18 protein-coding genes and 1 pseudogene are annotated in these 20,181 nt (G+C 59.4%); 7 read left to right on the forward strand and 12 right to left on the reverse strand.

Going from position 1 to position 20,181, the window contains the following annotated elements:
* Window positions 1-150 precede the first annotated feature (150 nt).
* The 3 genes from PDO_RS24240 to PDO_RS24250 form a co-directional block, all read right to left on the reverse strand.
* Window positions 151-375, reverse strand: coding sequence for an aa3-type cytochrome c oxidase subunit IV (locus PDO_RS24240; RefSeq protein WP_007608030.1), 225 nt, complete (start codon window positions 373-375; stop codon window positions 151-153).
* Window positions 376-513: 138 nt separating this feature from the next.
* Window positions 514-1,263 (reverse strand): N-acyl amino acid synthase FeeM domain-containing protein, encoded by a 750-nt coding sequence (locus PDO_RS24245; protein ID WP_007608032.1) that lies wholly within the window; start codon window positions 1,261-1,263, stop codon window positions 514-516.
* Window positions 1,264-1,451: 188 nt separating this feature from the next.
* Window positions 1,452-3,758, reverse strand: a complete 2,307-nt coding sequence (locus tag PDO_RS24250) for a putative bifunctional diguanylate cyclase/phosphodiesterase (protein WP_007608035.1) — start codon at window positions 3,756-3,758, stop codon at window positions 1,452-1,454.
* Window positions 3,759-4,157: 399 nt separating this feature from the next.
* On the opposite strand from PDO_RS24250, the gene PDO_RS24255 reads away from it, so the two are divergent.
* Together PDO_RS24255 and PDO_RS24260 are read left to right on the forward strand one after the other, a co-directional pair.
* On the forward strand, window positions 4,158-4,697 hold the full coding sequence (locus PDO_RS24255; protein ID WP_007608042.1) for a TRAP transporter small permease subunit: 540 nt from the start codon (window positions 4,158-4,160) through the stop codon (window positions 4,695-4,697).
* Between the two features lie 30 nt (window positions 4,698-4,727).
* Window positions 4,728-6,218: a TRAP transporter large permease gene (locus PDO_RS24260; RefSeq protein ID WP_007608044.1), complete on the forward strand. Its 1,491-nt coding sequence runs from the start codon at window positions 4,728-4,730 to the stop codon at window positions 6,216-6,218.
* A 99-nt stretch (window positions 6,219-6,317) separates the two neighbouring features.
* Here the strand turns inward: PDO_RS24260 and PDO_RS24265 are convergent, their stop codons facing one another.
* Window positions 6,318-7,424, reverse strand: a complete 1,107-nt coding sequence (locus PDO_RS24265; protein ID WP_007608045.1) for a TRAP transporter substrate-binding protein — start codon at window positions 7,422-7,424, stop codon at window positions 6,318-6,320.
* Window positions 7,425-7,730: 306 nt separating this feature from the next.
* Between PDO_RS24265 and PDO_RS24270 the strand changes: the two genes are divergently transcribed.
* The gene (locus tag PDO_RS24270) at window positions 7,731-8,483 is read left to right on the forward strand and encodes a gamma-glutamyl-gamma-aminobutyrate hydrolase family protein (protein ID WP_007608046.1); all 753 of its coding nucleotides are present in this window, start codon (window positions 7,731-7,733) and stop codon (window positions 8,481-8,483) included.
* 6 nt (window positions 8,484-8,489) lie between these two features.
* Here the strand turns inward: PDO_RS24270 and PDO_RS24275 are convergent, their stop codons facing one another.
* From PDO_RS24275 to PDO_RS24290, 4 genes are all read right to left on the reverse strand, one after another.
* Complete coding sequence (locus PDO_RS24275; RefSeq protein ID WP_007608048.1) at window positions 8,490-8,957, reverse strand: hypothetical protein; 468 nt, start codon at window positions 8,955-8,957, stop codon at window positions 8,490-8,492.
* 111 nt (window positions 8,958-9,068) lie between these two features.
* Window positions 9,069-10,031, reverse strand: coding sequence for a 2-hydroxyacid dehydrogenase (locus tag PDO_RS24280; protein WP_007608050.1), 963 nt, complete (start codon window positions 10,029-10,031; stop codon window positions 9,069-9,071).
* 19 nt (window positions 10,032-10,050) lie between these two features.
* Window positions 10,051-11,067, reverse strand: a complete 1,017-nt coding sequence (locus PDO_RS24285) for a LacI family DNA-binding transcriptional regulator (RefSeq protein WP_007608051.1) — start codon at window positions 11,065-11,067, stop codon at window positions 10,051-10,053.
* Between the two features lie 78 nt (window positions 11,068-11,145).
* Window positions 11,146-11,703 carry a MarR family winged helix-turn-helix transcriptional regulator gene (locus PDO_RS24290; protein ID WP_007608052.1) on the reverse strand — a complete coding sequence of 186 codons (558 nt, stop codon included), beginning with the start codon at window positions 11,701-11,703 and terminating at the stop codon, window positions 11,146-11,148.
* Window positions 11,704-11,810: 107 nt separating this feature from the next.
* On the opposite strand from PDO_RS24290, the gene PDO_RS24295 reads away from it, so the two are divergent.
* The 4 genes from PDO_RS24295 to PDO_RS24310 all read left to right on the forward strand — a co-directional run bounded on the left by PDO_RS24295 (window position 11,811) and on the right by PDO_RS24310 (window position 16,984).
* Window positions 11,811-12,611, forward strand: coding sequence for a creatininase family protein (locus PDO_RS24295; RefSeq protein WP_007608053.1), 801 nt, complete (start codon window positions 11,811-11,813; stop codon window positions 12,609-12,611).
* A 174-nt stretch (window positions 12,612-12,785) separates the two neighbouring features.
* Window positions 12,786-13,895: a CobW family GTP-binding protein gene (locus PDO_RS24300; protein WP_007608054.1), complete on the forward strand. Its 1,110-nt coding sequence runs from the start codon at window positions 12,786-12,788 to the stop codon at window positions 13,893-13,895.
* The gene (locus tag PDO_RS24305; protein WP_007608056.1) at window positions 13,895-14,881 is read left to right on the forward strand and encodes a WD40 repeat domain-containing protein; all 987 of its coding nucleotides are present in this window, start codon (window positions 13,895-13,897) and stop codon (window positions 14,879-14,881) included. Before PDO_RS24300 ends, PDO_RS24305 begins: the two co-directional genes overlap by 1 nt.
* Before the next feature lie 264 nt (window positions 14,882-15,145).
* Window positions 15,146-16,984, forward strand: a complete 1,839-nt coding sequence (locus PDO_RS24310; RefSeq protein ID WP_007608058.1) for a methyl-accepting chemotaxis protein — start codon at window positions 15,146-15,148, stop codon at window positions 16,982-16,984.
* 90 nt (window positions 16,985-17,074) lie between these two features.
* Here the strand turns inward: PDO_RS24310 and PDO_RS24315 are convergent, their stop codons facing one another.
* From PDO_RS24315 to odc2, 4 genes and pseudogenes are all read right to left on the reverse strand, one after another.
* Window positions 17,075-17,713, reverse strand: coding sequence for an outer membrane protein (locus PDO_RS24315; protein WP_007608061.1), 639 nt, complete (start codon window positions 17,711-17,713; stop codon window positions 17,075-17,077).
* Between the two features lie 313 nt (window positions 17,714-18,026).
* Window positions 18,027-18,725 carry an OmpW/AlkL family protein gene (locus PDO_RS24325; protein ID WP_007608062.1) on the reverse strand — a complete coding sequence of 233 codons (699 nt, stop codon included), beginning with the start codon at window positions 18,723-18,725 and terminating at the stop codon, window positions 18,027-18,029.
* Between the two features lie 309 nt (window positions 18,726-19,034).
* Window positions 19,035-19,631: a GNAT family N-acetyltransferase gene (locus PDO_RS24330; protein ID WP_007608064.1), complete on the reverse strand. Its 597-nt coding sequence runs from the start codon at window positions 19,629-19,631 to the stop codon at window positions 19,035-19,037.
* An 80-nt stretch (window positions 19,632-19,711) separates the two neighbouring features.
* Window positions 19,712-20,181, reverse strand: a pseudogene (gene odc2, locus PDO_RS24335) (ornithine/lysine decarboxylase); the annotation flags it as partial.

A 20,181-nucleotide genomic window follows, 5' to 3' on the forward strand; every position in this document is an offset into this window, starting at 1 on the left:
CTTTTTTTTTGTTACAGCCTGGCGCCTCGATCAACGTGTTCGGCAGACACTTCGGACTGCCGCGCACAAAAAAGCCGCCGATCATCGGCTCACTTGAGCCATGACCCGCGGCTTCTAGTAGCATCAAACGGCGAAACCCGCCGATTGACCTTAGCGCATCAGCACGACGCCAGCGGCGCTCAACGCGATCCAGGCCAGGAAGCCGCCGATCAGACCGGCACTTGTGAAAAAGCCGATACCCATCGCAATCATCAGGGCAACCAGAATGATCGTGCCGAATTTTGTTGCGGCAAGAAACGCTTCGTAGGTCTTCTCGTGCTCGGCATAGTTCATCGGAGCACCGGTTTCGACCGGACCGGAATGATGTTCGCTCATGCTCTGTCTCCCAATCTAAAGGCTTTGCGGCCGGGTGGTCAGGTGCCTCGATGCGCACCGGCCCGATTCCTGCCAAGTCAGTCTTTCATCGAATACACAAAGGCATCGTCGAGTGCAATCTGCACACAGTCACCTTGATTAATAATCAAGACCGGCAACCGCACCGCTGATCTTGCCGGTCGCCACAAGCCGCGCCGATGGCAGAATCGTCAGCGGTGCCGGCATCTCCCGCCGCACAGCCCGACCGAACATCAACCGGCGCTCGTGTACGCCGGAGTCGAAAAACGGATACCGTCGGAGCAGCTTGTCGCCAGTCGTATGTGTGTTCGTCGCCATCAGCGTCAGTTCCAGTCCGTAGATTTCGGTCATCCGCCGCTCGACGACGGTCTCTGCATAAAAGACCCGCTTGTAGAAAGCCGCATGCGCAGGCCGCACATGTTGCAAGACGAGGTTTGCCTTGAAATAGGCGGCCGCCACGATGCTAGGCCGAAGCGTCAGATAGGGCAGCACCGGCAACTCGGCCGCAACATCGGGATCGACGGCAAAACGCGCCGGGTCGATCAGCGTCAGGCCCGCGTCGAGATAGGCTTCCATGACCTCCGGAAAGACCCCGGCCGATTGCGACAAACGTTGCAGCGGCGTGACGTGATGCAGCCGGATCGTGCTGACCAGTTCCTCGAAATAATAGACCCCGAAGACATAGGCATGGTCATCGAAATCGGCGTCATCGATCATGCTCGGTGCTGTCACGGGCAGGACATTGGCAGCCTTGTAGGCCTTGTAGCGCAGCTGCTCGATCGCCGCCATGTCCTCGCTGCTTTCGATACGCCTGTACTCGATATGGTCGAGATACCGCATGAGCTTCTCGGGGAAGCCTTCCAATTCCATGGCAACGATCCAACTATGGTTAACAGTTGGTTAATGGCTAACATGGAGATAACAACGCCGCTCCCCCAAGAATTAATAGATTATTAAGATTCAATTAGTTAAGCTTAATAGTATCAAATACAACCAAATACCGAAACAGCCTGGAAATGAACGTTAGCGCTGACATGCAAAATGTAGCGAACCCTAATTCAAGCGACGTCGGTTTTGCTTTTTCCGGCTTTGCTCTGCGCCTGGCGAACCCGTTGCGGCACCGCTTGCGAAAATATCGGCATTGAATACACGTAACCTTGGATCAGGTCTGCGCAGTGGTATTTCGTCAACAGGGCCAATTGCTCGGCGTTCTCGACCCCCTCGACGACGATCTTCATATCAAGCCCGCGCGCCAGGCTGACAATTCCCCGCAGCAGCTTCAACCGGCGTGAATCATCGCCGATATCGCGAACGAATGAGCGGTCGATCTTGACGATGTCGATCGGCAATGTGTCGAGATAGCTGAGGCTGGAAAAGCCGGTGCCGAAATCATCGATGGAAATCGTGATCCCCAGGGATCGCAATTGGTCCAGCACCGCCCGCGCCGCCGACAGTTCCTCGATCAGGCTGCTTTCCGTGACTTCCAGATGCAGACGGCGGGTCGGCAGGCCCGTCTCTGCGAGGACCGCCTGGACGACATCGACAAGCCCTTCGCCACGCAGGTCATGCACGGACAGATTGACCGAGACGGCAATGGCTTCGGGCCAGGTCATGCAGTCGATACAGGCCGTGCGCAGCACCTGCCGGGTAATCTCGGCCACCAGCCCCATTTCCTCCGCCACCTGGATGAAGACATTGGGCGCGATCGGCCCCTTTTCCGGATGCGTCCAGCGGGCCAGCGCCTCGCAGCATTTCACATCCCGGCCGTCCGGCGTATACATCGGTTGGTACATGACCGTGATAGCCTGCTCGGCGATCGCGGTCCTGAGGTCGGCCTTCAGTCGCTGGCCTTCATTGTAGCGCGCATCCATTTCCTCGACGAACAGGGTAAAGCGACCCTTGGCGCGCGACTTCGATTCGAACAACGCGATATCGACCTTGACCGGCCACTCCTCCAGGCGCAGATCGTCGCTCACCAGCACGGCGCCACCGGCTGAAAACGCGACAGGCAACTTCATGCCCTCGACATCGTAGTGGCCGGCGGCCTGCTCATGCAGCGACCGCATCAGCGCCTCCAGATCGTGTCGGTCGCCGGCATTCGGGAAGAAAAGTACGAACTGGTCGCCGACCAGATGACCAACCACTGCCAGACCGTCGGCAAGCTCCGTCAGGCGCGTTCCAATTGCGACCAGCAGGCGGTCACCGTTGAGATGCCCCTTGAAATCGTTCACGTGCTTGAAGTCATCGACATCGACAATCATGAAGCCGACATCCGCGCCATGGTCGCCCTTGCGCTCAAGCAGTTCACGCACCAGTTCGGCAAAATAGCCGCGCTGCGGCAGTCCGGTTAGCGCATCAAAGCGTGCCATATGCAGGATCTTGCGGTCGGCACTGACACGCGCGGTGACATCCTCGAAAATCAGGACAACCCCACCCTCTTCCCGCTTGTTCGCCGAAAATTCCAGAACGAGGTTGTCGGAAAAGTGCATCACCGCTCGGCTCGTCGTGCCCTGGATCAGTTGCGTCAACTGCTTCTGCAACAGGTTCGACATCGCGCCATCGACGAGGGTATGGCGCACGCCGTAACGCAATGCCACATCGAGATCACAGCCCTGCAACCGGCTGCGCTCGCCAAGATGCAGCAGATCGCAGGCCTTGCGATTGATAACCTCGATCCGGTTGTCCGGATCGAGCATCAGCAAGCCATGCGTCATGTTGCTGAGCGCCGTATCGAAGCGATCGGCGATCTTCCCCATTTCCCGTGTCGCAATGACATTGTCGTAGAGGAATTCCCGCACGCCATTGGCCATTGCCCTTGTCGTCAGGCCGAATGGGATCAGCATCAGCGCCAGCAGCGCCTTGAAGGGGTCATGCGCCAGCAGGCTTCCGATGATCATCGGCACGCAGCAGGCCAGCGTCTGCAGATCAACAGCCAGCCGCGATCCGTAATTGCGCCCCACGACCGACACCATCGACGCCATCGTCACCGCGATGCAGGCGAGTTCCGCAAACGTGTCTTCGAAGGCAAGCAGGGCGTAACCGCTGCCAATGCCGAGAATGGCCGCGGTCGAGGCGGCACCCAGCACATAGCGCCGCTCCCAGCGGGCGATCTCCCCCCTGCTCAGTTTGGATTTGTCGAGCTTGTCGAATTCGAAGAACCAGTAGAGCCGGTTGGCAAAGACGAAGGCGAAGCAGCAGGCCAGGAAGATGTAGAACGGCGCGCCGGTCTGCACATAGACCGCGACGAAGGTGACGATATGCACGACCATGCCGGTGAACAGCGTCGATCGGTTGTCGAACAGGGAGCTGACAAAAGACAGATAGACATCGGTCGGCACGCTCTGCTTCATGTCGACCTTGGTCATCTGCCCTCCAGGCACGCTAGACGTCGAATCTCATTGGACAACCAAGATCTCTTTCATGTGTCTCACAGGTCGCGCGAACCGCGTTTTGCATTATGTGCCGGAAACAAAACAATAAAGCGACGCAGTTCGGCAGGCAGACCCTGCCCCTGTCTGGAAGTGCAGGCAAATGGCTAACGCAGAACCTGTTAAAGTCAGGGAACCGGAAATGTTAAAATTGTTCAAGTGCCATCTCGCAGCTTACATGCGGACCGAGGGCACCGCATCCGGTCCGAAAAGCGGTCGGCATCTCCATCCAAAGACATAGGACTTTAGTACGCACTCCCCCTGCAATAAGGGGGCTCCCGGTTGCGTGGTCATGGCGCATGATCTATGCACGAAGATACGTCTAGGGAGATGAAGATGGGACCATTATTGGCTTTCAGCCGGATCGTCGACAGGATCAGCGAAGTCGTTGGCCGCTTTGCCGGATATCTCGTATTGCTCTGCTGCCTGATCAGCGCCGGCAATGCTCTGATACGATACGCTTTCAACTACAGCTCCAATGGCTGGCTGGAAATCCAGTGGTATCTTTTCGCTTTCATCGTTCTGATCGGCGCCTCGCATACACTGCGGCTCAACGAACATGTGCGCGTGGACCTGATTTACGGCAGCGTATCGGACCGCACACGCCTCTGGATCGATGTCTTTGGCATCATTTTCCTTCTGCTTCCCGCCTGTGCCTATCTCGCATGGCTCGCCTGGCCGGTCTTTCACCTGTCCTTCCAGCAGGGTGAAGTGTCGTCGAATTCCGGCGGTCTGATCCGCTGGCCGGTCAAGTTCATCATCTTCGCCGGCTTCGCCCTGCTGACGCTGCAAGGCGTCTCGGAACTGATCAAACGCATTGCCGGGCTTCGCGGCATCCTCCAGGTCGATACGACCTACGAAAAGCCGCTTCAATAATAACGAGATTTCCTGGGGGATACGCCGCTCATGTTTCAATTCGGGATAATGCCGCCTCTGATGTTCCTGGGCATGATCATCTTCATGCTCTACGGCTTTCCAGTCGCCTTTTCGCTGTCTGCCGTCGGTCTCGTGTTCGGTCTGCTGGGCATCGCGACCGGCCATTTCGAATTCGCCTTTATGCAGGCCCTGCCGTTGCGTATCTTCGGCATCGTGTCCAACGATCTGCTGCTGTCGATCCCGTTCTTCACCTTCATGGGCGCCATCCTCGAGCGATGCGGCCTGGCCGAAGATCTGCTTGAAGGCACCGGCAAGCTGTTCGGAGCGATTCCCGGCGGCCTTGCCTATGCCGTCATCCTGGTCGGCGCCATCCTCGGCGCCATTACCGGAACGGTCGCTGCATCCGTCATCACCATGGGCGTGATCTCGCTGCCGATCATGCTGAAATACGGCTATAACCCACGCCTTGCGACCGGTGTAATCGCCGCGTCTGGAACGATCACCCAGGTCATCCCGCCGTCGCTCGTCCTGATCGTCCTCGCCGACCAGCTCGGCCGTTCGGTCGGCGATATGTATCTCGGCGCGATCGGCCCTTCGATCCTACAGGTCTTGATCTTCATGCTGTTCATCCTGGCCATGTCAATCTTTCGTCCGAAGGATCTGCCGGCCCTTCCACCGGAAGCGCGCGGCGAGTTGAATGCCGCCCTCGTGGTAAAGGTGCTCTGGGGCATGATCCCGTCGATCGTGCTGATCTTCCTCGTCCTCGGCACGATTTTCATGGGCCTAGCAACGCCGACCGAAGCCGGAGCCTTGGGCGTCGTCGGCGCGATGGCGCTCGCTGCCATGCATCGCCGCCTGACCTGGGACCTGGTGCGCCAGGGCATGCATTCGACCATGCAGATCACCTCCATGGTCGTCTTCATCCTCGTCGGCGCCACCTGCTTCAGCCTTGTCTTCCAAGGCATGGATGGCGGCCTTTGGATCGAGCATCTTCTGTCTCACGTTCCTGGCGGTGCCGTCGGCTTCCTGATCTTCGTCAACATCTTCATCTTCTTCCTCGCCTTCTTCCTCGACTTCTTCGAAATCGCCTTCATCGTCATCCCGATGCTGGCGCCGGTCGCGGAATCGCTGGGGATCGACCTGATCTGGTTCGGCGTTCTGATCTGCATCAATATGCAGACCAGTTTCATGCATCCACCCTTCGGCTTTGCCCTGTTCTACCTGCGCTCGATCGCGCCAAAATCGGTGAAGACCAAGGACATCTACCTCGGCGCCATCCCGTGGCTCGGCATGCAGCTGATCCTCGTCGCCATCGTCATTTTCTGGCCGTCCTCGGTCACAATGTGGCTCGACAAGGGGCCGGCCATCGACCCCAGCACCATCAAGATCGAGATCCCCACCTTCGGCAACAACGGTCCGGCACTGGGACTGCCCTCGCTGGGCGGCGACGGCACGGCTCCCGCGCCAACGATCACGCCGGCGCCGGGCATGGATCTCAGCCAGCCGCCGGCGTTCAAATAGTTCGCCGGTCGACGAATCTGGTCTCCTCACGGAGACTGAACAGCAAAAACCCCGGGAACCTGGGTTCCCGGGGTTTTTCAATGGACGACGCGGAAAAGCTCAGAGCTTGCCGTTGCGCTGCTGGATCATCATGAACGTGTCGAACGTATATTCCGACAGCTGCATCCACAGATAACCTTCTCGCTTGAAGGCGACCTGGTCGTCGTAGACCTTCTTGAAATCGGGGTTCGTCGCCGAGATTTCCGCATAGACCTCCAGGGCCGCACTGTAGCAGGCTTCGAGGATTTCCTGGCTGAACGGACGCAGGACAGCACCTTCACCGACCAGCTGCTTGATCGCGATCGGGTTCTTTGCGTCATACTTTGCCATCATGTTTGTATTGGCAAACGAGCAGGCGTCCTGCAGGACGGTCTGGTAGTGCTTCGGCAGGGCATTCCACTTGTCGAGATTGACGAAGGCATGGATGACCGGGCCGCCTTCCCAGAAGGCCGGGTAGTAGTAGTACTTGGCCACCTTGTAAAAGCCGAGCTTGTGGTCGTCATAAGGGCCGACCCATTCAGCCGCATCGATCGTGCCCTTTTCAAGCGCCGGATAGATGTCGCCGCCGGCGATCTGCTGCGGAACGCCGCCGAGCTTTTCGATGACCTTGCCGGCGAGACCTGCGATGCGCATCTTGACTCCCTTGAGGTCGTCGACAGTGTTGATTTCCTTGCGGAACCAGCCACCCATCTGCGCGCCGGTATTGCCGGCGATCATGCCATAGAGATTGTGCTTGGCGTAGAATTCATTGAGCAACGTATTGCCATTGCCGTTGTAGAACCAGGAATTGGTCAGGCGGGCATTGAGGCCGAAGGGAATGGCGGTGCCGATGGCGAATGTCGGATCCTTGCCGACATAGTAATAGGAGCAGGTATGGCACATTTCGACAGTACCTGAACCGACGGCATCGGCCGCCTGCAGGCCCGGAACGATTTCGCCGGCGGCATAGGTCTGAATGGTGAAATTTCCGTCGGTGGCAGCCGCCACGCGCGCCGCGATGTCTTCGGCGCCGCCGTAGATCGTATCAAGCGATTTCGGGAAGGACGACGTCAGACGCCAGGTGATTTTTTCTGTCCCCTGCGCAATGGCCGGTGCTGCAAGGACGGTTGAAGCAGCAGCGCCTGCACTGGCAATGCCTGCCTTCTTGATAAATGAACGACGATCCACGTAATTCCTCCATAGTGGTTGCTCCACCGGCACAGCGTTTTTTACGCTCCCCTCCCGGCAGCAGACACGAAGCTAACCATGTTGACCAAAGCGTTTCAAGTCGAACTGCTCTAGTCTTTCGAACAATTGCAAAGCTTGGTTGAATATGCCCGTAAGATGCCGGTTTTATTCGCCTATTCTATGGGCACATACCGCAATTCGAGGAACAACCGCCTGGTTTCGCCGTCATTTTGGGCAACTTTGCCAACTTGACTTCTCCCGGGCAGAAAGCGCATGAATTCGCGCCGAAGATTGCCGGAGATACGCATGCCGAAGCCGATTATTGCCATTCCCGCCGATATCCGCCAATTCGATGGAGCGAACTGGCATGCCGCACAGAACCAGTATGTCAGCGCCGCATTGAAGGTCGCCGATGTCATGTCCTTCATCATTCCGGCCTTCGAAGAGGGCAATGATACCGATGCCATCCTTGATCGTGTCGATGGTGTAATCGTTTCGGGATCGGCAACCAATGTCCACCCGTCGCTCTACGGCGCCGTGGCAACCGAGGCCGACGGCCCCTTCGACCCGGCACGCGATGCAACCACCCTGCCATTGATCCGGCGCGCCATCGATCGCGGCATTCCGCTGCTGGCGATTTGCCGCGGCATTCAGGAACTCAACGTTGCCATGGGCGGCACGCTCGCCTCCGAGATCCAGGAACAGCCGGGCATGTGGGACCACCGCAAGCCGCAACACGCCGACCGCGATATCATGTACAGCATCCGCCAGGACGTGATCATTGCCGAAGGCTCGTGCATTGCGCGCTATCTCGGCGCCGGTCCGGTTCCGGTCAATTCCCTGCACCGTCAGGCGATCTCCAGGACCGCACCGCGACTGCAGGTCGAAGCGCTGGCCGAAGACGGCACGATCGAGGCCGTGTCGGTGATCGATGCCAAGGGTTTTGCCATCGGCGTGCAATGGCATCCGGAATATTGGGCCGAAACCGACAAGCCGTCGCGGGCCTTGTTCGAGGCCTTCGGCGATGCCGTCAGGGCCTATGTCGCCGCGCGCGGCTGAGAGCCGTTACGGCAGCATCAGCAGCGCGATATCGACCCCGGCCGGATCGGCGACCTCATAGGAAAAACTCTTGCTGCGCACCAGCGTCAGCACCAGGGCGCCGTTGCCATTGGTCAGCGTCACCGTGCCGTCATCGTTCTGCGTCCAGTTTTCCACCTGTGCCAGTCCTGGCCAGACACTGTCACAATCCGGTGGCGCGAAAAATCCGCGGCTGCGACTGGTCAAGGTGGCGCCGCGCTCGACCAGACAGACAGTCTGCCTGTCGAAGTTCGAAATGGAAAATACCGCCGGCGGAGACGCGTGCATGCTGCTGGGCGACATGATCGGCGGACGCGCGGGGATCGTTCCGGCAATGATTGGGTCGGCAAGCTCAATGTCCATGGCTGGGCCATCCGCCTGCCATAGCGCCAGGCCAACCGCCGTAGCGCCGGCGAAACCAAGACTTGTCGTCAGCACCAGGGCATATGCCTTCATCGGAGCCTTCCAGGCCGGAGCGCATGTTTCATTCAAAAACATGCGCCCCGAAGCTTGCGGAAGGCTGGATGAAATACGCCCTGCCGGTGACCTGAATCAGTGGCTCGAAGATCAGGCCTTGAACGGTGTCTCGGGCACAGGCGTCAGCGGCCTTCCCGTATCGAACCAGGCAAGCAGGTTGTCGACCACCAGATCGGCCATCGCATTGCGGGTCGGAATGGAAGCCGAGGCAACATGCGGCAACAGCGAGACATTATCGAGGTCGAGGAACTCTGCCGGAACCTTCGGCTCCTCGGCAAACACATCAAGGCCGGCAGCCGCGATCGTTCCCTCCTGCAGCGCCTTGATCAAGGCCGGTTCGTCCACGGTCGTGCCGCGCCCGACATTGATCAGAACGCCGTTCGGCCCCAGCGCCTTCAGCACATCGGCGTTGATCGCACCGATGGTTTCCGGCGTTTTCGGAACGATCGAGATCAGGGTATCGACAGCCGAAGCCAGGCCCAGAAGCGTATCGTGGTAGCCATAGGAAACGTCGCTGCGTGGCCGACGCGTATGGTAGCTGATCGTCACCTTGAACGGCTCAAGCCGGGCCGCGATCTCCAGCCCGATGCGCCCTAGCCCATGAATGCCGACATGGCGACCTTTCAGCGACAACGGCGACAGGGCAAACGGCCCGTCCTGAACCCAGCGACCGGCACGCAAATGGTTTTCGGCCGCAGGCAGACGTCGCACCGTGTTAAGCAGGAGCGCAATCGCCGTATCGGCAACTTCATCGTTCAGCACGTCCGGCGTATTGGTCACGACAATGCCGCGGGCCGCCGCCGCCTGCACATCCACACCGTCATACCCGACGCCGAAACTCGCAATCACCTTGAGATTGGGAAGAGCCTCCATCAGGGCGGCTGGGAAGCGACCCGATACGGCTGCACCGACGACCGTCGCCGCCTGCGTTTGCGTCAGGCCGGGCTGGTCCGCGCTGGTTATCTCCAGAAGTTCGAAGCGTTCGGCAAGACGTGCGCGGGCACGCGGGTGAATACGTCCCGGAATGAGGACGGTGACGCGCTCAGCGCTCATGGCAATCTCCTTGGCTCGATCAGCGACGAATGGGGGCAGTCGATTGACGGATCCGCATTTCCGGCTTGATCAGATGTATGCCGTCCGGCTCGTGGCTGCCGGCCAGTTTGTCGAGCAACGCGCGGGCGGCAAGCCGTCCGACTTCCGCCTGGCCGTTCCAGACCGTCGTCAGCGAGGGTGTGGCGATCGAGGCTTCCTCGAGATCGTCATAGCCGGTCACCGAAATATCCTGGCCGGGAATCAGCCCTGCGCGCGAAATGCCGTTCATCAGACCGATGGCGACCAGATCGTTCCAGCACACGGCTGCCGTCGGCTTCTGCGGCAGCGACAGGAAGTGTACGGCCGCTTCGAAACCGCCCTGCTTGGTGCGCGGACCGGGGATGCGCAGACTGGTATCAACCTCGATCCCGGCCTTGCGCAATGCATTGACATAGCCCTGGTAACGGTCGCGACCGGTCGAGGTCTGGTCCGTGCCGCCGATCATTGCAATGTGCCGATGGCCGAGCCCGATCAGGTGGTTCGTCGCCAGCGAGATGCCGTAGGTATCGTCACCGCGATAGATCGGCACATCGACGCCTTCCATGGAGCGCGCCACGAAGATCGCCGGCATGCCGTTGTTTTCGGCAAGTTGGACATCCTCCGGCGGCGTGCCAATGGCCGGCGACATGATCACGCCGTCGCCGCCAAGCTGCAGCAGGGTTTCGATGAACATGCGCTGCTTGTCGACGGAATCGTAGTGGTTGGACAGAATGAAGGTATGGCGGCTGCGGTCGAGTTCGGTCTCGATGGCCTTCAGAATTTCGCCGTAGAACGGGTTCATGATGTCATGCACCACGACGCCGATGATCCCGGATCGAGACGTGCGCAGGCTGGCGGCGCGACGATTGTAGATATAGCCGAGCGTTCGGGCCTGTTCCTTGATCTTCTCGCGTGTATCGACAGCCACAAGCGGACTGTCACGCAAAGCAAGGGAAATGGTCGCCGTCGATAGCCCAAGGCTCTCGGCAATCGTTGAAAGCTTCACCTTTTGAGCCACGTATCCTCCCTCGCAGCAAACCAGAAGCGCCGCTTTCGCGGACTTAAACAGTTTAATTAAACAATTGAAATCGTCTTTTCAATCTTCATCTTCGCCAGACCCCGCAACAGGCTCCATGCTCGGCCGCAAAACGCCGGCCTTTTCGGACAAATTGGCCTCGACCGAGATCAATAACTTGATCAGCGATTTGATCTCCTTGCCGGACAGACCAAGCGTTGCCTGTCGCTCGCAATCGGCGGCCGCAAGAGCGATGCGCTCGACGCTGCTGCGCCCCTCCTCCGTCAGATAGACCTTGGTCAGTCGCGCGTCGCGTTCGTCCGCCTGGCGGGTGACGAAGCCCTGCGCCTCCATGCGCCCGATGGTCCGTGTCATTGTCGGCGCCTTGACGCCCAGCTTCTGCGCCAGCATGCCCGGCGTCAGCCCGTCTTCCTGGGCAAGCAGCTGCACGACGCCGTCCTGGCCGGCGTAAAGGCCGCTATCGGCAAGACCGTGCGACAGTCGCGTGCGCATGGCGCGCGCAACCTGGGTAACAGAAGCGGCGAGCAGACCGGGCTGGGAAAAGTCTCTCTTCTTCGAACCCTTCTTCTTCTCGTTCTTGTCGCCGCGATCCTTGTCGCCTTTGTCCTTTTTCGCCATTAGTCTCCCTCGCGCCACTCGACGCACGCACAATTGGCGCCCCTTGATGGGTGCCCCGGTGCGACCTGCGCGCGAAAGTCATAACGAAGATCAGGAAGGGATGCCAGATGGCGAGGCCAAAGCCGTTGTTCAGGGATAACGATCCGCATACTGCGCCGATCGACCGCACCGACTGGATCGCTGTCCTGCCACTCGGCGCGACCGAACAGCACGGCCCGCACCTGCCCTTCGAGACCGACACGATCATCGCCCAGGGTGTGATCAACCGGCTGATCGCCGTCCTCCCTGCAGACCTTCCCGCGACAATTCTACCGGTCGAGCCGGTCGGGTATTCGATCGAGCATATGGATGTACCGGGCACTAGGACGCTTGCCTTCGAGGAGGCGGCCAACCGATGGCTTGGCATGGCTGCCGACCTCTCCGCCAAAGGGATCCGAAAGCTGCTCCTGCTCAACGCCCATGGCGGCAATTCGCCGCTTCTCACCATTGTCGCCACCGAGGCACGCATGCGGTTCAACATGCTGGTCGTGGCGACCAGCTGGACCCGCTTTGGCATTCCGGAAGACGTGGTCGGCCCCAAGGCCAAGGCGATCGACATCCATGGCGGCGACATCGAGACATCGGTCATGCTGGCCCTGCGGCCGGACCTCGTAAACATGGCGAAAGCGGCGGACTTCCCCTCCCGCCAATCCGACTTTGCCACGCGCTACAAGCACCTGCGTGCTTATGGCCCGCACGCCTTCGGCTGGAAGATGTCCGACCTCAACCCGCAGGGCGTCGCCGGCAATGCCAGTGCAGCAACCGCAGCCAAGGGCGAGAGATTGCTGTCTCATGCCGTGAATGGCCTGGTCGAATTGCTGCAGGATATGCACGCATTCGATGTAAGCGATTTCAAGCCAAACTTGTAAACCAGCCATAGATCCGTGTCCCAATAGACTGGCCCGCGCGGATCTTTTTCCCATTGTTGTGTCCACCGGCAAAACTGGCAACAAAGCCTTTGAACTGGCGCGCGCCAGAGCCTATATGACGGTAACACCATAACATGCCGCAGTCCGCGGCAACCCACTCTGTTCGAGGTTTTCATGACCGAAGCTCTTGCGAAGCCGACTCCCGTCACCGTACTCACCGGTTATCTCGGTGCCGGCAAGACCACGCTCCTCAATCGTATCCTGTCGGAAAACCACGGCAAGAAATACGCAGTCATCGTCAACGAGTTTGGCGAGATCGGCATCGACAATGACCTGATCGTCGAGTCGGACGAAGAAATCTACGAAATGAACAATGGCTGCGTCTGCTGCACCGTGCGCGGCGACCTGATCCGCGTCGTCGAAGGACTGATGCGCCGCCCCGGCCGCTTCGACGGCATCATCGTCGAAACCACCGGCCTCGCCGATCCGGTCCCGGTCGCCCAGACCTTCTTCATGGATGACGACGTGCGCTCCAAGACCGAGCTCGACGCCGTCGTCGCCCTGGTCGATGCCAAACACCTGCCGCTGCGCCTGAAGGACAGCCGCGAGGCGGAAGACCAGATCGCTTTCGCCGACGTCGTCGTCATCAACAAGGCTGACCTGGTCAGCCACGACGAACTGCACCAGATCGAGCATATCGTCCGCGCCATCAACCCCTCGGCCCGCATCTATTCGACCACCCGCTCGGGTGTCGATCTCTCCAAGGTCCTCGATCAGGGCGCCTTCAATCTCGACCGCGCCCTGGAAAACGATCCGCATTTCCTCGACCATGATGCGCCGGACCATGTCTGCGGTCCCGACTGCGGCCATGATCATGGCCACGACCACGGGCATGATCACCATCACGACCATGATCATCACCACCACGATCACGGCCACGCGCATCATGACCACCACGACCACGCCCCCTCGGCGATCCATGACGTCACCGTGGTTTCCGTCTCCCTGCGCGGCGGCGAGATGAACCCGGACCGCTTCTTCCCGTGGATCCAGAAAGTCACCCAGACGCAAGGCCCGAACATCCTGCGCCTCAAGGGCATCATCGCCTTCAAGGGTGACGAGGAACGTTATGTCGTTCAGGGCGTGCACATGATCATCGAAGGTGATCATCAGCGCCCCTGGAAGGAAAACGAGAAGCGCGAAAGCCGCCTCGTCTTCATCGGCCGGGATCTCGACCGCGAGAAGCTCGAAGCCAGCTTCAAGGCGTGTGAGGCCGCTGCCTGATGCCGACTGTTGCGCCTCTCGACATCGACGGTCATGTACTGAAAGTCCATTTCCTCGGTGACATACCCGTATTTGCCACCGCAACCGGCACCATTCACCGTCTTGATGGCGGTGAAAAGGTAACGGAAGCCCATCAGGGTCTGCTCGCTTGCGTCAAGGATCAGGCAAACCAGACATTGGTCACCGGCGGCGAGGATGGCCGCGTGCTGCGCATCGGCCATGACGGCAGCATCACCGAACTTGCCCATGTGCCGCGCAAGTGGATATCCGTGGTGGCCGCCGGACCGCAGGGCGCTGTCGCCTACGCGCATGGCAAGTCGAGCATCGTTCGGCTCGCGGATGGCACGTCGAAGGAATTCACCGAAGAGCGCACCGTCGAAGGCCTCGACTTTGCCCCCAAGGGTCTGCGCATCGCCGCCGCCCGCTACAACGGTGTCACGCTTCACTGGGTTGGCACCGCCGGTGCACCAATCGACCTCGACTGGAAAGGTGCCCATACCGGCGTCACCTTCTCCCCCGATGGCCGCTTCGTCGTGACCATGATGCAGGAATCTGCCCTGCACGGCTGGAAACTCGACGGCAAGGCAACAGACACCCGCCACATGCGCATGACCGGCTATCCGGCCAAGGTGAAATCGCTTTCCTGGTCGATCAAGGGAAAGTGGCTGGCGTCCTCGGGCGCACCCGCTGCAATCGTCTGGCCGTTTTCCGGCAAGGATGGCCCGATGGGCAAGGCGCCGCTCGAACTTGGCACCCGCTCCAACATCATGGTCACGGAAGTCTCCTTCCATCCGGCTGAGGAAGTGCTCGCCATCGGTTTTGTCGACGGCATGATCCTCGCCGTGCGCATTGCCGACGGAAAGGAAGCGCTGTTGCGCCGTCCAGGCAAGGGTGCGATCACCTCCATGGGCTGGAGTAGCAACGGCAAACTTCTGGCCTTTGCATCGGAAACCGGTGACTGCGGCGTCATCGATATCGCTGGCTGAAGTTGCAAGATTGGCCCGCCTGCCGGGCTATTCTTGCCTTCCGTCAATTTGACGCAGCCGCAGCATTATACTTTCGTCACAGCCCCACGAAAGTTAACACATCGGTAAAAGTCCATCACTAAATTTGAGGGTGCCGGTGGTGACAGAGACGCTTCCCGTTTCCGTTGACCTCCCGGCCTTCAACAACCAGGCATCCGCCGGTATGGCACGCCCGTTCCATTCGGCGCGGGCAACAGCGATGCCGCAATTTCGGATGGCTTCTGCATGCATCTCAAGATTTCTCATATCGTCACGGCGACCGGGTTAGCTTTGGCCGGAGGTTTGACCGCAACGGTAGGGCTTGCAACGTTGACCCTTGAAACGCTCAAGGTCAACGGACCGGTTTATGACCAGATCATCGACGGCAAGGATCTCATCGCAGACATCCTGCCACCACCGTTGTTCCTAACGGAGACCTATTCCCTTACCACCGAGGCCGCCCTCCATCCGAACGCGGCAACAGACAATATTCGGCGGATCGAAGGCCTGCGCGAAGCCTATGCCGCACGCAGGGACTACTGGAAATCATCCGCTCTGCCCACGTCTCTAAAAGAGAAGCTCGAAGGCGATGTTCTGCTGAAAGGTGACCGCTTCTGGCAAGTCGTCACCGCGGATTATTTGCCGGCACTGAAGGCAGGGGACGATCTCGCGGTCCATGCCACACTCAATGCACTCCGCGAGAGCTTTCGCGCCCATGAGGCGGCCGTAGGCGAGCTCGTCACATCCGCCGACACATATCTGAAAGACATCGAATCCTCGGCAGCCCGGCAATCATTCCGCAAGGAAACCATCGAAATCTCTGCAGGTCTTCTTCTGATCCTGATGTCGGTTGGATCTGTGATCTTCGTGCGCAGGCGAGCGTTGAGACCGCTGGACCGGATCAGCCGGCACATGACAGCCATGGCTTCCGGAGACCTTGCACAGCCGGTTCCCCACTCAGGGCGCAAAGATGAAATTGGCGACATCGCATCGGCGCTGGCGGTATTCCGCCAGGCGGGCCTCGACAAGCAAAGGCTTGAAATTGAAGCTGCCGCCGCCCGCAACGCCGCAGAGGCCGATCGGGCCATGCGTGAAGCAAGGACCGTTTCCGATGCGGAAACCCTGCAGGTGGTCGTGGACAATCTGGGCGCTGGCCTACATCGCCTTGCGGAGTGCAATATTCAGTTGACCATCGACCAGCAATTCGGTGAACGCTTCGAGCCATTGCGCATGGATTTCAACAATTCGATCGCCGAATTCCAGAGGACGCTCGAAGAGGTTCTGGCACAAACACACGCGCTTCGCGACAACGGCATGGAAATGCGCGATGCGGCGGACAATCTGGCCCGGCGCACCGAACAGCAGGCGGCAGCCCTTGAACAAACCGCAGCAGCGCTGGAACAAGTGACGTCAACCGTACGCACATCCTCCGAACGAACCCAGGACACGCATTCTCTTGTCAAGGACGCGAAAAGTTGCGCGGAATCCTCCGGCACAGTTGTCCGTCAAGCGATATCGGCGATGCAAAGGATCGAGAAGGCCTCCACGGAAATCAGCCAGATCATCGGCGTCATCGACGACATCGCATTCCAGACCAATCTCTTGGCATTGAATGCAGGCGTCGAAGCAGCGCGCGCCGGCGAGGCGGGTAAGGGTTTTGCAGTCGTGGCGCAGGAAGTGCGGGAACTTGCCCAGCGTTCGGCTCAGGCAGCACGAGAAATCAAGGGGCTGATTTCAAATTCCGAAAATGAGGTCGTAGCTGGTGTTCGACTTGTCGGAGACACCGGCAGCGCGCTCGATCGCATCGGCGATTTCGTCGCCCGCATCAACGAGAACATCGATGCGATTGCGCATGCAGCAAGAGAACAGTCCACCGGACTTCAGGAAATCAGCTCCTCCGTCCATGAAATCGATCAGATGACTCAGCAGAATGCTGCAATGGTCGAGGAAACGACGGCGATAAGCCATACCCTGGCAGAAGGGTCCGACCAGCTTGCTGCTCTTGTCGGGCGCTTCAAGCTCAATCGCCGCGCAGCCGTCCGGCAAACTGGCCCGCAAACCACCCGCCCGACAATCGCCGCTTGAGCATGTGAGCCCGGTTGGGGGCCTCGGAAAACGAATTCGCCCGCCCCTGTCTCCAGGGGCGGGCGGCAAACGTCAAGGATACAGCAATCCTTAGAACTTGACGGCCAGGCCGATATTGACGACGTGCTGGTCGAAGTCGGTGTCAACGCCCAGGACTTCCTTGTCGCTGAAGTCGTTGTAACGATATTCCAGGCGGGTGAAGACACGATCGGTGAGGGCATAGTCAACACCGGCGCCAACGGTCCAGCCGTGCAGCGTGGTGCTTTCGTCGATGCCGGAACCTTCAACCTTGAAGTTGGTCGCCGTGTAACCGCCAGCCGTGTAAAGCAGGACGCGGTCCATGGCATAACCGAGACGGGCGCGAACCGAGCCGTTCAGACCGGTACCGACTTCGCCGACGCCGTAGTCGTTGTGGTTCCAGTCGTAGTTCACGTCGCCTTCGAGACCGACGATGGCGTTCGAGCCGAAGCCCCAGTTGTAACCGACGAAGCCGCCGATGCGTGCGCCGTCGAAATCGTCATTGGCAGCCGTGGTGCCATCGAAGAAGTCGCCATCGCCCCAACCGTAGCCGGTGAGGATACCGGCATAGCCACCCGACCAGGAGAACTGCGGAGCAGTCTCCACGGCTACGGGCGGTTCAGCCGGTGCTTCATACACGGCGTCTGCCGCGAAGACCGAGCTCGAAATTGCGATTGCCGCGACGGAACCGATGAGAATGCTTTTGATCATGTGTTTCACTCCTAGTGTGATGCAGATGCCAATATAACGCGGATCTCAGCTTTTTGGTGTGTTGATTATACAACATAATCAGGCTTTCAAAAAGATGCCATTTGTTCCCGCCTCTGCAAAATTTATTCCTCAGTGAATTCAATGATATACAAGTAATATCTAACATTTGTGAGCGCGCGATTGTCGCAAAAAACATTTCGGCGGGCGCTGTTTTGCTGATTTTCCTAGGTTTTTCTGCCACAAAGTCGCCGCAAATGGATAAGGCGGCCACTCGCAAATGGCCGCCCCTCGTTCTGCAGATTTTTCGCTGATGTCAGAAGCGATAGGTAACGCCGGCGCCGATCAGCCAAGGATCGAGCTTGGCTTTGCCCGTATAGGTAGTGCCACCGATTGTCGTTTCGAACTCGGGCCGCAGAAACAGCTTCTTGGCGTCGAAGTTGAGACCCCAATGGTCGTTCAGCATATAGTCGAAACCGACCTGCAGGGCTGTGCCGAACGTATCCTTCACATCGAGGTCCGATGCGGCGGAACCCGACTGATTGTAGAAGACGGTATAGTTGATACCGGCGCCGACATAAGGCTTGAATGCACCGAAATCGGTGAAGTGATATTGCATGGTCAGCGTCGGCGGCAGTACCCATGTCTTGCCGATCTTGCCCAGACCGGCGATCGCATCCTCGCCATAGACATTGGCGGAGGTCGTGCCGAGGATCAGTTCGGCCGCGAAATTGTCGGTGAAATAATAGCTGATATCGAGTTCCGGAATGACCGTATCGCTATAGGACAGACCCGAACCGCTGATCTGGTCGACCGAGCCGCTGTCATTGGTGATCACGCCCAGACCGCGAACGCGGATCTGCCATGGGCTGAGCGCCGCAAGTGCCTCCCCCTGCACTTCAGGCACCGGCTCCTGCAGCGGCGCGAGATCCGCCGCCGTCGCCGCTGAACCGAGCAGCAGAAGGGTGGCAGTGGCGGCAAGCGCAGTTCTGCGCGCAGTCCGATCGATCGTCATAGGTCTCTCCTTGATCAACAATATGGCTAAGCCGGAGCCACGTAATCGCTGTTCAAAGGTCGATGGGTTGAGTTGGATCAATAGGTTAGAGACATCGGAAATACCGCAGCCATCCTGGTCGGGATTGTGACGTTTAAGCCACAGCCTGCCTTGACGAATGGCAAGCCTGTCCAAGACGCAGCATTTCAGGCGGTCCTTCACCGGAGCATGGCAATGCGGCACGGCCGCAAAACGAAACGGCCCGGCACACATGAGTCGCGCCGGGCCATCTGCAATTGGGTCATCGATAATAAAGCCGAGCTCGAAACCTCAGGCCGCCTTTCGCTGCTCCGTCGGGTGCGACAGCGCCCGGCCCGAAGCGACCACCATGCCGGCAGCCCCTTCCAGCCATCCGGCCACGAGTTCCGTCGCCAGGAAACGCTCCCGCGCGAACGGCCCCGGCATCACCAGATGCTGGGTCTTCTCGGCAAAGAAGCCGAAGCGCTCGTAATAGGATGCGTCGCCGACCAGAAGCACCGCCCCGTGGCCGCGCTTTCTGGCTTCCAGCAAACCGGCACGCATCAGTGCCGCACCGATACCCTTGCCCTCATGCGCAGGATCGACGGCAAGCGGCCCGAGAAGCAGCGCCTGGATCGCCTGGCCCTCGCGACTCACCCCCGCCTCGATATTCCACAGGCGCACAGTACCGATCACATGACCATCCCGGTCACGCGCCACCAGCGCCAGGCCTTCGGCTGGTAGGCGACCACGCCGGATCTTCTCCGACGACTTCGTGCGCCGATCGGCCCCCATGGCCAGATCAAGCAGGTTTTCGCGCGCCACGACATCCGCAGGCGTTTCATTATCGATGACAAAGGCAGGTGCCTGCGCAAAAAAAGCGCGCACACTCGTCAGAACAGCGGCCATGTCGGCCTCCCGAACCAAGAAGATGACTGGAAATTGTGTATTTGCCGCGCCGGTATCCCGGCGCGGACGTCGCAGACGTCTTAGATGACGTAGGACTTCAGCGGTTCGAAGCCGTTGAACGCCACCGCCGAATAGGTGGTGGTGTAGGCGCCCGTACCTTCGATCAGAACATCGTCACCGATCGAAAGTGAGATCGGCAGCGGATACATGTTCTTCTCATACATCACGTCGGCGCTGTCGCAGGTCGGCCCGGCCAGAACGCATGGCTCCATCTCGTCGGCGTCATGCGCGGTGCGGATCGGGTAGCGGATCGCTTCGTCCATGGTTTCGGCCAGACCGCCGAACTTGCCAATGTCGAGGAAGACCCAGCGATGCTCGTCATTGTCCGACTTCTTCGAGATCAGAACGACTTCCGCCTTGATCACGCCGGCATTGCCGACCATGCCGCGGCCCGGCTCGATGATGGTCTGCGGGATGTTGTTGCCGAAGTGCTTCTTCAGCGACGCGCCGATCGCCTGGCCATAAGCTTCNGCCGACGGAATGTCGCGCA

It is taken from the genome of Rhizobium sp. PDO1-076, assembly GCF_000247475.1.
Classification (GTDB): domain Bacteria; phylum Pseudomonadota; class Alphaproteobacteria; order Rhizobiales; family Rhizobiaceae; genus Allorhizobium.

Excerpts from the sequence above, each read along its gene's own strand:
- PDO_RS24240 (WP_007608030.1), bottom strand. The coding sequence starts at position 375 with ATGAGCGAACATCATTCCGGTCCGGTCGAAACCGGTGCTCCGATGAAC.
- PDO_RS24245 (WP_007608032.1), bottom strand. The coding sequence starts at position 1,263 with ATGGAATTGGAAGGCTTCCCCGAGAAGCTCATGCGGTATCTCGACCAT.
- PDO_RS24250 (WP_007608035.1), bottom strand. The coding sequence starts at position 3,758 with ATGACCAAGGTCGACATGAAGCAGAGCGTGCCGACCGATGTCTATCTG.
- PDO_RS24255 (WP_007608042.1), top strand. The coding sequence starts at position 4,158 with ATGGGACCATTATTGGCTTTCAGCCGGATCGTCGACAGGATCAGCGAA.
- PDO_RS24260 (WP_007608044.1), top strand. The coding sequence starts at position 4,728 with ATGTTTCAATTCGGGATAATGCCGCCTCTGATGTTCCTGGGCATGATC.
- PDO_RS24270 (WP_007608046.1), top strand. The coding sequence starts at position 7,731 with ATGCCGAAGCCGATTATTGCCATTCCCGCCGATATCCGCCAATTCGAT.
- PDO_RS24275 (WP_007608048.1), bottom strand. The coding sequence starts at position 8,957 with ATGAAGGCATATGCCCTGGTGCTGACGACAAGTCTTGGTTTCGCCGGC.
- PDO_RS24280 (WP_007608050.1), bottom strand. The coding sequence starts at position 10,031 with ATGAGCGCTGAGCGCGTCACCGTCCTCATTCCGGGACGTATTCACCCG.
- PDO_RS24290 (WP_007608052.1), bottom strand. The coding sequence starts at position 11,703 with ATGGCGAAAAAGGACAAAGGCGACAAGGATCGCGGCGACAAGAACGAG.
- PDO_RS24295 (WP_007608053.1), top strand. The coding sequence starts at position 11,811 with ATGGCGAGGCCAAAGCCGTTGTTCAGGGATAACGATCCGCATACTGCG.
- PDO_RS24300 (WP_007608054.1), top strand. The coding sequence starts at position 12,786 with ATGACCGAAGCTCTTGCGAAGCCGACTCCCGTCACCGTACTCACCGGT.
- PDO_RS24305 (WP_007608056.1), top strand. The coding sequence starts at position 13,895 with ATGCCGACTGTTGCGCCTCTCGACATCGACGGTCATGTACTGAAAGTC.
- PDO_RS24310 (WP_007608058.1), top strand. The coding sequence starts at position 15,146 with ATGCATCTCAAGATTTCTCATATCGTCACGGCGACCGGGTTAGCTTTG.
- PDO_RS24315 (WP_007608061.1), bottom strand. The coding sequence starts at position 17,713 with ATGATCAAAAGCATTCTCATCGGTTCCGTCGCGGCAATCGCAATTTCG.
- PDO_RS24325 (WP_007608062.1), bottom strand. The coding sequence starts at position 18,725 with ATGACGATCGATCGGACTGCGCGCAGAACTGCGCTTGCCGCCACTGCC.
- PDO_RS24330 (WP_007608064.1), bottom strand. The coding sequence starts at position 19,631 with ATGGCCGCTGTTCTGACGAGTGTGCGCGCTTTTTTTGCGCAGGCACCT.